Annotated in this window: 15 protein-coding genes; 5 read left to right on the plus strand and 10 right to left on the minus strand. The window is 58.1% G+C overall.

Translation table 11 applies throughout. The features are described from left to right. From ACEQWH_RS11560 to ACEQWH_RS11570, 3 genes are all read right to left on the minus strand, one after another. Positions 1 to 135, minus strand: a 135-nt coding sequence (locus ACEQWH_RS11560; protein ID WP_370231154.1) for a YdcH family protein, incomplete at its 3' end; no start/stop codon positions are given. A gap of 177 nt (positions 136 to 312) precedes the next feature. After that, positions 313 to 1,068, minus strand: a complete 756-nt coding sequence (locus ACEQWH_RS11565) for a tRNA1(Val) (adenine(37)-N6)-methyltransferase (RefSeq protein ID WP_370231006.1) — start codon at positions 1,066 to 1,068, stop codon at positions 313 to 315. After that, the gene (locus tag ACEQWH_RS11570) at positions 1,065 to 1,283 is read right to left on the minus strand and encodes a DUF2007 domain-containing protein (protein WP_370231008.1); all 219 of its coding nucleotides are present in this window, start codon (positions 1,281 to 1,283) and stop codon (positions 1,065 to 1,067) included. The genes ACEQWH_RS11565 and ACEQWH_RS11570 overlap by 4 nt, the downstream gene beginning before the upstream one ends. A gap of 55 nt (positions 1,284 to 1,338) precedes the next feature. Here ACEQWH_RS11570 and ACEQWH_RS11575 point away from each other — a divergent pair, with 55 nt between their 5' ends. After that, complete coding sequence (locus ACEQWH_RS11575) at positions 1,339 to 2,340, plus strand: polyprenyl synthetase family protein (RefSeq protein ID WP_370231010.1); 1,002 nt, start codon at positions 1,339 to 1,341, stop codon at positions 2,338 to 2,340. A 43-nt stretch (positions 2,341 to 2,383) separates the two neighbouring features. On the opposite strand, the gene ACEQWH_RS11580 is transcribed toward ACEQWH_RS11575, so the two are convergent. Both ACEQWH_RS11580 and ACEQWH_RS11585 read right to left on the minus strand, forming a co-directional pair. After that, the gene (locus ACEQWH_RS11580) at positions 2,384 to 3,238 is read right to left on the minus strand and encodes a 4-(cytidine 5'-diphospho)-2-C-methyl-D-erythritol kinase (RefSeq protein WP_370231013.1); all 855 of its coding nucleotides are present in this window, start codon (positions 3,236 to 3,238) and stop codon (positions 2,384 to 2,386) included. Further along, positions 3,228 to 4,940, minus strand: coding sequence for a tetratricopeptide repeat protein (locus ACEQWH_RS11585; protein ID WP_370231015.1), 1,713 nt, complete (start codon positions 4,938 to 4,940; stop codon positions 3,228 to 3,230). The genes ACEQWH_RS11580 and ACEQWH_RS11585 overlap by 11 nt, the downstream gene beginning before the upstream one ends. A gap of 158 nt (positions 4,941 to 5,098) precedes the next feature. Between ACEQWH_RS11585 and ACEQWH_RS11590 the strand changes: the two genes are divergently transcribed. Beyond that, positions 5,099 to 5,701 carry a pyridoxamine 5'-phosphate oxidase family protein gene (locus ACEQWH_RS11590; RefSeq protein ID WP_370231017.1) on the plus strand — a complete coding sequence of 201 codons (603 nt, stop codon included), beginning with the start codon at positions 5,099 to 5,101 and terminating at the stop codon, positions 5,699 to 5,701. 133 nt (positions 5,702 to 5,834) lie between these two features. Then, positions 5,835 to 6,308 (plus strand): phosphoribosyl-AMP cyclohydrolase, encoded by a 474-nt coding sequence (locus ACEQWH_RS11595; protein ID WP_370231019.1) that lies wholly within the window; start codon positions 5,835 to 5,837, stop codon positions 6,306 to 6,308. Between the two features lie 303 nt (positions 6,309 to 6,611). Here the strand turns inward: ACEQWH_RS11595 and ACEQWH_RS11600 are convergent, their stop codons facing one another. Further along, entirely contained in the window at positions 6,612 to 8,264 is a 1,653-nt protein-coding gene (locus ACEQWH_RS11600; RefSeq protein ID WP_370231021.1) for an electron transfer flavoprotein-ubiquinone oxidoreductase, read from the minus strand. 288 nt (positions 8,265 to 8,552) lie between these two features. Here ACEQWH_RS11600 and greA point away from each other — a divergent pair, with 288 nt between their 5' ends. Together greA and ACEQWH_RS11610 are read left to right on the plus strand one after the other, a co-directional pair. Next, complete coding sequence (gene greA, locus ACEQWH_RS11605) at positions 8,553 to 9,023, plus strand: transcription elongation factor GreA (RefSeq protein ID WP_370231023.1); 471 nt, start codon at positions 8,553 to 8,555, stop codon at positions 9,021 to 9,023. Positions 9,024 to 9,051: 28 nt separating this feature from the next. Further along, the gene (locus ACEQWH_RS11610) at positions 9,052 to 10,062 is read left to right on the plus strand and encodes a hypothetical protein (protein ID WP_370231025.1); all 1,011 of its coding nucleotides are present in this window, start codon (positions 9,052 to 9,054) and stop codon (positions 10,060 to 10,062) included. Between the two features lie 7 nt (positions 10,063 to 10,069). Here the strand turns inward: ACEQWH_RS11610 and glp are convergent, their stop codons facing one another. Genes glp through ACEQWH_RS11630 form a run of 4 tightly spaced genes read right to left on the minus strand, consistent with a single transcriptional unit; the run spans position 10,070 to position 13,318 of the window. Next, positions 10,070 to 11,326 (minus strand): gephyrin-like molybdotransferase Glp, encoded by a 1,257-nt coding sequence (gene glp, locus ACEQWH_RS11615; protein ID WP_370231028.1) that lies wholly within the window; start codon positions 11,324 to 11,326, stop codon positions 10,070 to 10,072. Continuing rightward, positions 11,323 to 11,823 (minus strand): molybdopterin-guanine dinucleotide biosynthesis protein B, encoded by a 501-nt coding sequence (mobB, locus tag ACEQWH_RS11620; RefSeq protein WP_370231031.1) that lies wholly within the window; start codon positions 11,821 to 11,823, stop codon positions 11,323 to 11,325. The genes glp and mobB overlap by 4 nt, the downstream gene beginning before the upstream one ends. Beyond that, on the minus strand, positions 11,820 to 12,434 hold the full coding sequence (mobA, locus tag ACEQWH_RS11625) for a molybdenum cofactor guanylyltransferase MobA (protein ID WP_370231034.1): 615 nt from the start codon (positions 12,432 to 12,434) through the stop codon (positions 11,820 to 11,822). Before mobA ends, mobB begins: the two co-directional genes overlap by 4 nt. Then, positions 12,431 to 13,318 (minus strand): formate dehydrogenase accessory sulfurtransferase FdhD, encoded by an 888-nt coding sequence (locus ACEQWH_RS11630; RefSeq protein WP_370231037.1) that lies wholly within the window; start codon positions 13,316 to 13,318, stop codon positions 12,431 to 12,433. Before ACEQWH_RS11630 ends, mobA begins: the two co-directional genes overlap by 4 nt. Positions 13,319 to 13,355 lie beyond the last annotated feature (37 nt).

Here is a 13,355-nt window from a genome sequence, read left to right on the forward strand (position 1 = left end):
TAGCTTAAGTTTTTGTTTCTTCATTTCCGCGATAGAAAAGTCGCTGGAACCTGGGGCACGTTGCTCTTCTTCGACCTGTTGGGAGAGGGTTTCGTGTTTCCGTTTCAGTTGTTCCAAATGCGAGCTCACACTCATGGCAGCCCTCCTCTCTAAGTTTCAATGTAGGTCTGCGATTGCAGCACAGATCGCCACGTCTGTCACGCTGCAGGCGCATCATAGCGCCAAGAAAGTCAGTTTCCGCCGATTGGGGGCTTGGCGATTGCGCCGAGCATCCCGCAAATGCGCAAGACGTTGAAAGAGGTGCCTGAGGGGTTAATCGGGCATCCCAAGCGCCGCACCTTGGCGCAAAACATCTTTGATATGCGGCGTGTAATCCTCGCCGTCTTGACCATGTTGCGCGCCCGCGTGCATCAGAATCGGCGCGTGAAATCGCAACGGAGCCTTGCCCGAGTGTCGCGCCCGCAAAATCACCAGATGTGCGTCGCGCCCCAGTCTGGGCTGCAGCGGTTGGATTTGAACCGACCCAAGAACCTTGGGCAAACTTACCAACAAATCCTGTACGCGTTCGGCGCGGTGAATAAAGCTGACATAGCCTTTCGGCTTTACGCGCCGGGCCGCGACATCCAGCCAGTCCGCAAGTGGGGTCGCCTCGCCCATCGCCGTTTCGCGCCCCTTATTCTGTGCGGCATGGCCAGCATCGCGGTCAAAATAGGGCGGATTGGCGATGACATGGTCAAAGCGCATGTTCTTGACCGTATCGGGCAGCGCGGTCAGATCGGCCTCAACAACGGTCAGATCGGCGGCGTTCAACGTCGCATTTTCGCGTGCAAGGGCTGCATATTCAGGTTGAATCTCAACCCCTGTTAACGCCAGATTGCCCACCCGCGCCGTGAGACAAAGCGCCGCTGTCCCGACGCCAAGGCCCAACTCTAATACAGCCTGTCCAGGCCGCGCCGGAACAGAAGCTGCCAATAGCACCGGATCAACCCCGGCCCGATAGCCCGTGACAGGCTGCCGGATCTGGACTTTTCCGCCAAGATACTCATTTTGCGAGATTTTCTGACTCACGGCCGCCCCAGCGGGATCTCGTTGTCGCGCATCACACGTTCGGCCGCGTCAACCATATCGTCGCGCACCATCAAACGGCGGGGAAATATGCCGATACCGCCTTCTAGGACGCTCATATTTACGTCCATTTCAAAGCAGTCTATACCCTCCCCCTGAAGGAGAGCTTTGGCGAAAGCAATGATCGTTGGGTCGGTGGTGCGAAGAAGCTCTTTCATACAAGGGATGTAAGGCCAAGGGCCGGGGTTTGTCGACCCTAGTGACGGGAACGTTATGAGTCTGGATCAGGCAGCACATAAACCACACGAAGCGCTGGCGGCGCTGTTGGCGGACGACATGGATCGCGTAAACGCGCTGATCACGGCACGCATGGCCAGCGAGCACGCACCGCGCATTCCAGAAGTAACCGCGCATCTTGTCGGCGCTGGTGGCAAGCGGTTGCGCCCGCTGCTGACACTCGCAACCGCGCATCTGTGTGGCTATGACGGCCCCTATCACATTCACCTCGCGGCAACGGTCGAATTCATTCATACGGCCACATTGCTGCATGACGATGTGGTCGACGAAAGCGCCCAGCGCCGTGGTCGCCCAACGGCGAATCTTTTGTGGGACAACAAAAGCTCGGTTTTGGTAGGGGACTATCTGTTCTCGCGCTCGTTCCAGCTGATGGTTGAAACCGGATCTTTGCGGGTACTGGACATTCTGGCCAATGCCTCTGCCACGATTGCGGAAGGCGAAGTTCTTCAGCTGACCGCTGCGCAGGATCTGGCCACGGACGAAAGCATCTATCTGCAAGTTGTGCGCGGCAAGACCGCGGCGCTTTTCTCGGCCGCAACAGAAGTTGGCGGCGTCATTGCAGGGGCGGATGACGCCCATGTCAAAGCGCTGTTTAACTACGGCGATGCGCTTGGGATTGCCTTTCAGATCGTAGATGATCTGTTGGATTATCAAGGCGATAGCGCCGCCACTGGCAAAAACGTTGGCGATGATTTCCGCGAGCGCAAGCTCACCTTGCCTTTGATCAAGGCCGTAGCGAAAGCCGACGACCAAGAGCGCGCGTTCTGGCAACGCACGATCGAGAAGGGCAAGCAGGAAGACGGCGATCTGGAAACGGCCCTCACGTTGCTGAAAGCCCATGGGGCGCTTGATGAGACCCGTCAGGATGCCCTGAAGTGGGCGCAGGTTGCGAAAGATGCGCTGGCAGATTTGCCGGACCACCAGATCAAGACACTTCTGATCGATCTGGCGGATTACGTGGTCGCCCGCATCAACTGATCCCCCAAGACGCGGTGGGAGTCACGTGCGTTGGCGGCTGCCGCTAGGCTGGATTTAACAACTTACCCGCTTGGACCCACCACTCTGGGTGACGCGCTGCGATGCTTTTGGCGGCGTTCTCTATGTCGGGGCTTTCGCTTTCAAACAGAGCAAAACACGTCGCGCCTGATCCTGACATCCGCGCAAGCAACACGCCTTTTGCGGCCGACAGCTCTGCCAGAACATCGCTAATGACCGGAGCTGTTGCGACCGCAGGCGGCTCTAAGTCGTTGCGCTGTGTGCTAAGCCAATCAGCCAGATCTGCGGCAGTCTCCCAGACAGGCAATTGCGCAGGCATCGGCGCGTTGTCGCGGCTGCCCAAGGCCTTGAAAATACTGGGGGTGGCGACGTGAACACCCGGATTGACCAAGAGGATGTCACAGGCAGGCAGCGGCGGAAGCGGTGTGATCTGCTCGCCGATGCCAGCCATACGCTGGGGTCCGGGCGCAAGACACACGGGCAAATCTGCACCAAGCACGAGCGTGTCTGAGGCGTCAGGCATCGGCACATCCCACAGCTCGGCCAAGGCCCGAAGGGTTGCGGCTGCGTCAGACGATCCGCCACCAATACCGGATGCCGCGGGCAAGGTCTTTTCAAGCGACAGTGCAACGGGCCTTTCGGAATCCATCAAGTGCGCCGCCTTTGTCATCAGATTGTGCGCATCCGTCGGCACTCCGGCGGCCCGAGGCCCTTTGACCGTCAACGATGTCTCGTCCGCGTTTTTGGCGCTGATGTGATCGCCAATATCGGCAAAGGCCACCAAGGAATCCAACAGATGGTATCCATCCGGCCGCTGGCCTGTCACATGCAGGGTGAGGTTAACCTTTGCCGGGGCAAATGCCCTGACACTATCCGTCATTGGCCACCTGAACCGGATCGCTGCCTTCTGCCTCAAGCACCGCATCCAGACCAGTTTCGAGCTTGGCGCGAATGCGTTCAGGGTCGGCTTCTGGCGCGCTGTCTTCGGTGATGAAGGACAGAGCGCGTTGCCACTGGAATCTTGCTTCGGTTTTTCGCCCAACCATCCAGTAAACATCGCCCAAATGGTCATTGACGATTGGGTCAACCGGCATCAAAGCCGCCGCACGTTCCATCGGTTCCACCGCTTCTTCAAAGCGACCAAGGCGATACAGAACCCAGCCATGGCTGTCGACGATATAGCCTGAATCTGGGCGTGCTTGGACGGCGCGTTCGATCATATTCAGCGCCTCGTCCAGCTTGATACGCTTCTCAACCAAGGAATACCCAAGATAGTTCAACACCTGCGGCTGTTCCGGATTAAGCGCCAGCGCCGCACGGAAATCCGCCTCGGCCGCTGGCCAGTCGCCTAGACGTTCATTGGTGATCCCACGCGCATAGAGCGTGAACCACTTGCCGTCGCTGGGATCTTCCATCATCGACAGCGCCTTGTCATAGGCCGCCGCCGCGCGTGCATAGTCCTGTTGTTGGCGGAACACATCGCCAAGCGTGTTGTGAACCACCGGCAAGTCGCCATGCGTGCGGGCCAGCTGCTCTAGAACTTCGATAGCGGCCTCGACACGGTCACTGCGACGCAGCGCTTCGGCACGGCCCAGTTCCGCCGCATGAAAGGACAGATGATCCGCTGGCACAGAGCGATATGCGCGGGTCGCAAGGTGAAATTGCTCTAGGTTCTCAAGCAGTTCTGCCGACAGCAACAAGGCATCTACGTGGTCGGGACGCAGGAATTCGGCGGTGCGTGTATACAGCAACGCATAGTCAGGGTCCGCTTCACCGCGCAGTGCATCTGCCAGCGAATAAAACACCTCGGCGATGCCCTCTTTCGCGTTCCGAACATGCGAAAACGGCAACCGCGTGCCCGCCGCCAGATCCGCGCGCAGCTGGCGCAATTGCGGGTCCAGATCTTTGCCAAACAAAGCGTCCAGAATTTCCAGACCGTCTTCATTGCGGCCAAGCTGACTGAGGATTTCGATCTGCGCCATCGCTCCGCGACGGGTCAGTTGCATCCCACGTGCGCCTTCGGACGCGTAAATATTCTCGGCACCGGCAAAATCGCCAATCGAGGCCATCGCAAGCGCCTTATGGTAAAGCGCAAATCCCGCCAGACCCGGTTCCTGGGCAACCGCGTCAAATCCTGCGATCGTCGCGTTCATATCCCCATCGCCCAGCGCAGCCCATGCCTGAACCAAACCATCCACCAGCGGGCCGATTCCCTGACCGTCCTGAATTCGCGCGATCACTTCGCCAAAACTGCCGCGTTCGGCAAGATCCGCAACCAGAGCAATATTCGCAAGCTGGCTGGACATGCCTTCGATCGCGTTCAAGCGACGCGCGACCGGAATCGCCTTGTCCATATTGCCCAGCGAGACATTCGCCAGAACCAGGCTTTCCAACAGGAACGGATCACTGGGATTCGCCACCAAAAGCCGTGTGTAATAGATCGACGCAGCCTCGTAGTCATAGCTGCTGGCGGCGGCGCGTCCGGCCAGATAGCTGCCGGCAAGACCTTGGGCCGAAGCCGGAACTGATGTGACCAGAACACTGGCCGCAATGACGAAAGACTTAAGCAAGGTGAAACGCACGATATGTCCTTGGATCTGATGGGCACAGACAGCCTATCGGGGTCTTTGACAAGGAGCAATGGCAGCCGCTTCGCAATCCTGTGAGCCGTGGTATTGCGGCTGCGATCTTGGTACATAATTGGCAAGGTTGGTTGCCCGTTGCTGCAAGGAGATCCACGATGCAGGCTGTTACCTCTGTAAAAGACCTCGAAGCGCTTTATGACGTTGTGAATCCGTTGTCGCTGGACAAAGTCGCGCGGCAGATCACCCCCAGATATCGCCAGTGGATCGAGGCTTCGCGGTTTGTGATCCTTTCTACCGTTGGGCCAGAGGGCACCGACGCTAGCCCACGCGGCGATGTTGATCCGGTGGTGCATATTCAGGATCCCGGCACTTTGCTTTTGCCTGATTGGCGCGGGAACAACCGGCTGGATTCGCTGAAAAACATCGTCCGTGACGAGCGGGTAAGCCTGATGTTCATGGTCCCCGGCAGCAACAACGTCGTCCGCGTGAACGGCACCGCGATCGTCACCGCCGACCCAGATCTCTGCGCGAGGTTTGAAAAGAAAAACATCACCCCCCGTTCGGTCATCGTGATGACAGTCGGCGAGGCCTATTTCCAATGCGCCAAAGCCATCATGCGGTCGCGTCTTTGGGCCGCAGAAGATGACAGCGACAAGGTGCCAAGTGCCGGTGATTTCCTGCGCGAGGTCAAAGAGGACTTTGACGGCGCGGGCTATGACACGGGCTATGCAGACTACGCAAAAGACCGCCTTTGGTGACCCGTTATGACAACTTGTGACCTGAAGTAAGGGATAAAAGTTGACTTCTGACCGCATTGACGTGAGGAGAGTGGCGATAAATCGTCACGACCTCGTCTTTACTGGCGACCCCTAAGCGAAAAGGAAAATCTGGATGACCATCACAGAAGCCGACCTGTTGCAGGCCCGCACAGCCTGGGGCGACGCCCTTGTCGCGATCTCTAAGGCCTATGAGAACGCGGGCATCGACGGCGCGCGGGCGCTGGCCAATGACGTTCTGGATGCGGCCTATGGCTATAATCTGGGTCCGGTGATGTTCAAACCAACGCTGGCCAGTGGCGACAAGACGTTTCGCCCAACCAAAGACGGCGCGCTGGCGTATTTTGTGGGCCACGACAAGAACTATCCATTGGACGGCGGCTTTGGCCTCAAAGGGTGGCGTCAGGCGGAGTTTGAAACATCCGCGCATTTCGTCGAAGGCAATGTTGGCATGTGGATGGGCTGGGGTCGTTTCACAGACAAAGACGGCAACGTGACCACGGTGAACAAAACCTTTGGCTATAAGAAAGACGAAGACGGAGCCGTGCGCGTCGTGTTGCACCACTCTTCTCTGCCTTACGAGCCATAAGACATGCGCGCGCGGCTCATGTCGCGCGCACCGTTTTCAGCCGTGGGCACTGGCTCTGCTAGAAAAGCCCGCAGGCGCCCCACAGGGTTTCTGATGTCGCTGCGGCAGACATCAGCAGGGCGAAAAGAATAACCAAGAACCCAACTGGCAGAATTTTCTGAGACATCACGCACTCCACGTCGCTTGCTGTGCAGTGATACGGAGCCCACGCGAAGGTCCGTCGCAGAAATGGCTGTGATTTTCGATTTTTCTCAATCGGCCCGCCAAAGAAAAAGCCCGCCAAACGCGGCGGGCTTTTCTAGGTTACATGTTCGGGTAATTCGGTCCGTCGCCACCCTGCGGGGTGACCCATGTGATATTCTGGCTTGGGTCTTTGATATCGCAGGTCTTACAGTGAACGCAGTTCTGGAAGTTGACCACGAATTCGGGCTTGCCATCTTTTTCCACGACTTCGTAGACGCCCGCCGGACAGTAGCGCTGTGCAGGTTCGTCAAACTGCGGCAAGTTCGTTGCGATTGGCAGGTTTGGATCGGCCAGACGCAGGTGGCACGGCTGGCTTTCCTCGTGGTTGGTCGCGGCAAAGCTGACGTTGGTCAGGCGATCAAACGACAGGGTCCCGTCGGGCTTTGGATAATCGATCGGCTTGTGCTTGTCGGCGGATTCTGTCGACTGCGCATCGTTCTTGCCGTGCTTCAGCGTGCCAAACAGCGACAGGCCACCCGTGAGGGTCTGGAACCACATATCAAAGCCGCCCAGTGTCAAACCTCCCAACAGGCCAAATCGGCCATTTAGGGGCGCAACATTGCGCACTTTCTTAAGGTCCGCACCGACAGGTCCGCTACGCAGTTCTGCATTGTACGCTTCAAGCGTATCGCCTTGGCGTTCAGCTTTTATGGCTTCAACCGCGGCTTCGGCAGCAGCGATGCCGGACAGCATGGCGTTATGGTTGCCCTTAATTCGCGGCAAGTTCACAAGTCCGACGGAACACCCTAAAAGCGCGCCGCCAGGAAAGGCCGCTTGCGGAATAGACTGATAGCCGCCTTTTGTTACCGCACGTGCGCCATAGGCAACCCGTTTTCCGCCCTTCAAAAGCTCGGCAACCTTTGGATGGTGCTTAAAGCGCTGAAACTCCATGTAGGGGAACAGATACGGATTTTTATAGTTCAGATCGACGATCATACCGACGTAAACTTGGTTGTTGTCGAGATGGTAGATAAACGTGCCGCCGGTATTTTTGGTCCCCAAAGGCCAACCCATTGTGTGGGTCACTTCGCCTTCGTTGTGCTTTTCTGGATCAATCTCCCAGATCTCTTTCATACCGACGCCGAATTTAGGGACGTCGCAATTCGCATCCAGATCGTATTTCGTGATCACCTCTTTCGAGAGCGATCCACGCACACCTTCAGAGAGGAAAACATATTTGCCGTGCAGCTCCATGCCCGGCTCTGTGTTGGGGCCATAGGTGCCGTCGGCCTCCAGACCAAAGACGCCCGCAACGACGCCTTTGACTTCGCCGTTCTCGCCGTAAACCAGTTCAGAGCACGCCATCCCCGGGAAGATCTCGACACCCAGTTCTTCGGCTTGTTCTGCCATCCAGCGACAAACGTTGCCCATCGAGACAATATAATTGCCGTGGTTGTTCATCAGCGGCGGCATCACAAAGTTCGGAATACGAACTTCACCTGCTTCGCCCAGCATATAGAAGTTGTCTTCTTTGACAGGCACGTTCAGCGGCGCGCCTTTTTCTTTCCAGTCAGGGATCAGCTTGTTCAGGCCAACCGGGTCCAGAACCGCGCCAGACAGGATATGTGCGCCGACTTCGGATCCTTTTTCCAAAACGACCACATCCAGGTCAGCATTCAGCTGTTTCAAACGGATCGCCGCCGACAGGCCGGCCGGACCTGCACCTACGATGACAACGTCATATTCCATTGCTTCGCGTTCGATTTCCGCCATCTGGCTAGCTCCTTGCGTGGCTAGAGAAATTTTCTTTCGCCGTTGCTAGCGCGAGTTTATTGATTAGGTCAATCAGAACCCGACGGGAATCGTCACAGAAACGTAGTGTTACGAATGGTTTTCCTGAATTTTACCGACGCATAGAACAACACATCCCAATTCTTCCGGAAATCGTGCCTTAAAGCGTGGTTTGGCTTGCATTCCCCTGATCAAATGGGTCACTTATTCCAACCCCAAATCACTGGGCGGACGATTTGCCCGCCCCCTGAGACTTTCTGAGGAAGACCGATGGATAAGATCCCCACGACGCGCAAGGGATTTGCCGCGCTGGAAACCGAGCTGAAACAGCTCAAGTCCGTTGAACGCCCTGCGATCATCCAAGCGATCGCCGAGGCGCGCGAACTGGGCGATTTGAAAGAAAACGCAGAATATCATTCTGCGCGCGAAAAGCAGGGCTTTATCGAAGGTCGCATCAAAGAGCTTGAAGGCATTATTTCGCTGGCCGAAGTGATCGACCCGACATCGCTGTCCGGCTCTATCAAATTCGGCGCAACTGTCACGGTTGCTGACGAAGATACAGACGAAGAAAAGACCTGGCAGATCGTTGGCGAGTATGAGGCCAATGTGGAACAGGGGCTTCTCAATATCAAATCCCCTATCGCCCGTGCCTTGATCGGCAAAGAAGAAGGCGACAGTGTAGAGGTGCGCACACCGGGTGGTGTGAAAAGTTACGAGATCGTCGAGATTGCCTACGTGTAAGCTCGGCACAGGGTGAGCCGGGGGCCTCATGGCCGAAGATCAAGAAAGCCAGCCAACTCCGATTGGCCTGTATCGGCGTCCGAACGCGCCAAACGTGACCGGCGTCGAGCTGATTGCGGTGGGATTGACCGTGGTTTGGGTGACAGCCTGCGTTGTGTTTTTTGTCGTCCTCGAGGCAGACACCACGGCCCTGGATTCGCTTCGGTTCATCATGACCTCTATGGCGATCTTTATGCCCGTCGCGATGATCTGGGTGGCGGCATTTGTCGCGCGCTCCAGCCGCATCATGCGCGAAGAAGGTCGGCGCCTTCAGGTCTCGATCGACGCGCTGCGCCAGAACTATACCGGTCAGGTTCAATCCACCGGTCGTGGGCTCGAGCCATCTATCGCCAAGAAACTCGATGAGATCGCCGCAGCACAACGCAAAACCGAATCCGCGATTGCCATGTTCTCGACATCGCGCGATGCCGCGCCGGCCACGCGCCCCGTTGTTGAACCCGCACCGGAAATCGATGAGGACAATCAGGGTTTCCTGGCCCTTGGCACAACCGCCGAAGATCTGACCCCACCGCTGGAAAAGCCCGACTTTATCCGCGCATTGCATTTCCCAGAGAACGCCGAAGATCAGACAGGCTTCAACGCCTTACGGCGCGCGCTCAAGGATCGTCAGGTCTCGCAGCTTGTGCAGGCGGCGCAGGATGTTCTGACACTGCTGAGTCAGGACGGGATCTATATGGATGATCTGCGTCCGGATCTAGCCCGCCCCGAAATCTGGCGCATGTTCGCCGAGGGCAAACGCGGTCGGGAAATTGCGTCATTGGGCGGGGTGCGGGATCGCTCGTCGCTGGCTTTGGCGGCAGGCCGCATGAAGCAGGATCCGATTTTCCGGGACGCAGTGCACCATTTCTTACGCCGCTTTGACCAGTCGTTTGTCGACTTTGAGAAAACCGCCAGCGATGCTGATATCGCGGCCCTAGGCGACACCCGCACAGCGCGCGCATTTATGTTGCTGGGGCGGGTGGCCGGAATTTTCGACTGATCAACTGCTAGAGACCAAAGTCTGAATAAGACACGAACTTCACAGGAGTTCCCGGCGTGATCTCTTGCGCCGCGTCAGACAGCTCGACCAGCCCTTCGGCCCAGCTGAGACCCGAAATCCTGCCCGACCCTTCCGAGGCAAAGACCTCGACGGCGCCATTTCTGACACGTGCGCGCAGATACTCACGACGCCCAGCCTTTTTGGATTTGTGAAAGGCCGCAGGCAGCATGGTGCCTGCGGGCAGCGCCCAGCTTTGACCCGCCAGAACACGCATCACGGGGCGTGCAAACACCAAGGTGCAGACCATCGCCGCCACCGGGTTGCCCGGCAGTCCGAACACAGGCGTGCCATCCCACATTCCCAGCGCCAAAGGACGCCCCGGTTTGATCGCAATCCGCCAGAGCGCCATTGTACCCGTTTCATTCAACAGCGCGGACATGTGGTCTTCGTCCCCCGCCGAGGCCCCGCCCGAGGTTAGAATGACATCCGCCTTGGACGCGGCCTCTTGCAACGCCTGCGTCAGCAACGCGCGTTGATCTGGAATGCGGCCCATGTCGATTGGCACATAGCCAAGCTGCTGGATGGCCGCCAAAAGCATCGGGCGATTGGCGTCGTAAATCTGATCTGGGGAGGCAGCCGATCCGACTTCTGCCAGCTCATCTCCGGTCGAGATCACCGCAACCCGCAAGGGTTTGCGAACAGACACCTCGGACACGCCCGTCGCGGCAAGCAAACCCAGGTCCGCAGGCGTCAAGCGATGCCCAGATGGGAAAAGCGCTGTGCCCTCTGACACGTCCTCACCCCGTTTGCGTGCATTGGATCCGGTCTTTAAAGGCCCGTGAAAGGCGACCTTGCCGTCCTGCAGGCTGACGTCTTCTTGCAAGATAACCGTGTCAGTCCCGTCAGGCAGGTTCGCGCCCGTCAGCACCCGAACCGCATGTGTGTCAGGCACGCGCCCCGCAAACGGTTGCCCCGCGGCAGACCGGCCCGTCACCAGAGGAACCTCGTGGACGCCCTCGCCAAAGGCAGCCCCGGTCAGTGCATATCCGTCCACCGCACAATTGGCATGAGGCGGATGCGCCCGCGCCGCTGTGACCGGAGCGGCTAGAACCCGCCCCAAGGCCGCCATAGGCGAAATAACTTCCTGTCCAGTCACAGATGTCAGGCGCTCGTTCAGAAGGTCCAAAGCTTCGTCCACGGGCGTCCATTCCACACCGGGCGGCAGTGCAAAGCAATCGTTCTTCAGCGGCGGCGGCTGGGTCATTGGTCAAGCTCCAGATAGCGCGCAATGAAATCGGCGATTGTTGGGATGTTGTTCAGGTCAAACTGCGGAATATCGCGCTCCAGACGGACCGGCGTATCGGTTGCGATGGCCACCACCGAAGGCGTGTTGGTCGCAATCAGCCCCTGCGCAGTCTCGGCACGGTGCGCCTCGATCTTTGGGTGGTTTTCGGATTTGAACCCCTCGATCAGCACCAAATCCACAGGCGCCAGACGGGCAATCAGTTGGTCGAGTGACGGGGGCACATCGCGATGCTCTTTCAAAATCGCATAACGCGCATCCGAGGCCAGAAGAACCTCAGACGCACCGGCCGTCCGGTGCTTGTGCGTATCCGTGCCCTTGGGATCCAGATCGACAGAATGATGGGTGCGTTTGATGGTAGAAACCGTCAGCCCACGCGAGGTGAATTCGGCCACCAACCGCTGAGTCAATGTGGTTTTGCCCGCGTTCTTCCAGCCGGTGATGCCAAATCGTTTCATGGCATATCCTCATAGATCGCGCGCGCGACCTCAAGATCCTGTGGCGTGTTCACGTTGAAAAATGGGTCAAAACCAGCGGTCTCAAACTCGGCCGTGGCCGCGCCATGCTGATCGGTCCAAAGCACCACTTTGCGCAAGCCATCCGTCAGCGCGCGGCGCAGATCTTCGCGCAATGCAACGGGCCAAAGCCCGAAGGTGGGTTGCCGCCAGAGCTTGCCATTCTCATCGCGACTTGCAGCCAAAGCCAGAGGCATATCCCCCGAAGCCGCCTGAAGCTCGGCCACCAGGTTTTGGGGATAGAAAGGCGTATCTGCTGCGACGCTGACAATGCTGTCCGCGCCCTGTTCCGCCGCCCAGTCCAATCCGGCCAAAACGCCGGCCAACGGCCCGGGCAGACCCGCCAGATTGTCAGGCAGAACCGTCAGACCCAAATCATCAAACCGCGCCCGTTCGCCATTGGCATTCAGGGCAATCGCATCAACCTGCGGGCGCAGGCGATCAATGACCAAGTCCAACAGGCTATTGTCGTCCAGCAAAAGACGGCCCTTATCGCCACCCCCCATGCGACTGGCACGCCCACCCGCCAGAATGACACCCAAGGGCGCGGTCACGACACAGCGCCTTTGCGACGGCTGGAATTCGGATCATCAGCAATGGTTGACGGGTCCGCATCATAGATCAACCGATCCTCGCCAGACAGACACATGAACCGCGCGCCCCGCAGGCGTCCAATCAAGGTCAGGCCCACCTGCCGCGCAATCTCGACACCCCAAGCGGTGAACCCAGACCGGCTGGCCAACGCGGGAATGCCCATCAGGGCACATTTGATCACCATCTCCGAGGTCAGCCGCCCGGTTGTGTAAAGCACTTTGTTGTCAGGCGACGCGCCCGTTTCATACATCCAGCCCGCGATCTTATCGACCGCGTTGTGGCGCCCGACGTCCTCCATGTAAACCAGCGGCCTGTCACCTTCGCACAGGACAGTGCCGTGGATCGCCCCTGTCGAAAGATAAAGCGACGGTGTGCGGTTGATAATCGACGACAGCCTGTACAGATCCTGCGTCCGGATGCTGAGCGCGGGCAAGGTCAGATCCTCAAGCCCCTCCATCATGTCGCCAAAAACAGTCCCCACGGCGCAGCCACTGGTGCGGGTCTTCTTTTTCAGTTTGTCTTCGTGGCTGGTCTCTTGCTCGGTCCGGACCACGACGGTTTCAAGCTCTTCGTCAAATTGCACGGCTGTGACGCGGTCTGCGTCCGACAGCATCCGTTGATTGCGCAGAAAACCCAGCGCCAAATACTCAGGGTAGTCGCCAATGGTCATCGCCGTTACGATTTCCTGACTGTTCAGGTAAATCGTCAGGGGCCGCTCTTCGATGACGCCTGTGTCCAGAGGCTGGCCCGTGTGATCCACCCCCGTGACGGCCCGCGACAGCCCGACCCCCTCGGGGTTGGGTGCGATAAGATACGTGTGGTCACTTGATTTTGCCAATTGCAAGACTCACTGGGCAAGATTAGGCGTTATGCGTTGGTAA

The organism is Cognatishimia sp., from assembly GCF_964229375.1.
GTDB lineage: Bacteria > Pseudomonadota > Alphaproteobacteria > Rhodobacterales > Rhodobacteraceae > Cognatishimia.

Bases quoted from the DNA above. Each gene is read 5' to 3' on its own strand.
- ACEQWH_RS11595 (WP_370231019.1), top strand. From the start codon at position 5,835: ATGACCATCACAGAAGCCGACCTGTTGCAGGCCCGCACAGCCTGGGGC.
- mobB (WP_370231031.1), bottom strand. From the start codon at position 11,823: ATGAAACGATTTGGCATCACCGGCTGGAAGAACGCGGGCAAAACCACA.
- ACEQWH_RS11600 (WP_370231021.1), bottom strand. From the start codon at position 8,264: ATGGCGGAAATCGAACGCGAAGCAATGGAATATGACGTTGTCATCGTA.
- ACEQWH_RS11580 (WP_370231013.1), bottom strand. From the start codon at position 3,238: ATGACGGATAGTGTCAGGGCATTTGCCCCGGCAAAGGTTAACCTCACC.
- glp (WP_370231028.1), bottom strand. From the start codon at position 11,326: ATGACCCAGCCGCCGCCGCTGAAGAACGATTGCTTTGCACTGCCGCCC.
- ACEQWH_RS11575 (WP_370231010.1), top strand. From the start codon at position 1,339: ATGAGTCTGGATCAGGCAGCACATAAACCACACGAAGCGCTGGCGGCG.
- ACEQWH_RS11570 (WP_370231008.1), bottom strand. From the start codon at position 1,283: ATGAAAGAGCTTCTTCGCACCACCGACCCAACGATCATTGCTTTCGCC.
- ACEQWH_RS11590 (WP_370231017.1), top strand. From the start codon at position 5,099: ATGCAGGCTGTTACCTCTGTAAAAGACCTCGAAGCGCTTTATGACGTT.
- greA (WP_370231023.1), top strand. From the start codon at position 8,553: ATGGATAAGATCCCCACGACGCGCAAGGGATTTGCCGCGCTGGAAACC.
- ACEQWH_RS11610 (WP_370231025.1), top strand. From the start codon at position 9,052: ATGGCCGAAGATCAAGAAAGCCAGCCAACTCCGATTGGCCTGTATCGG.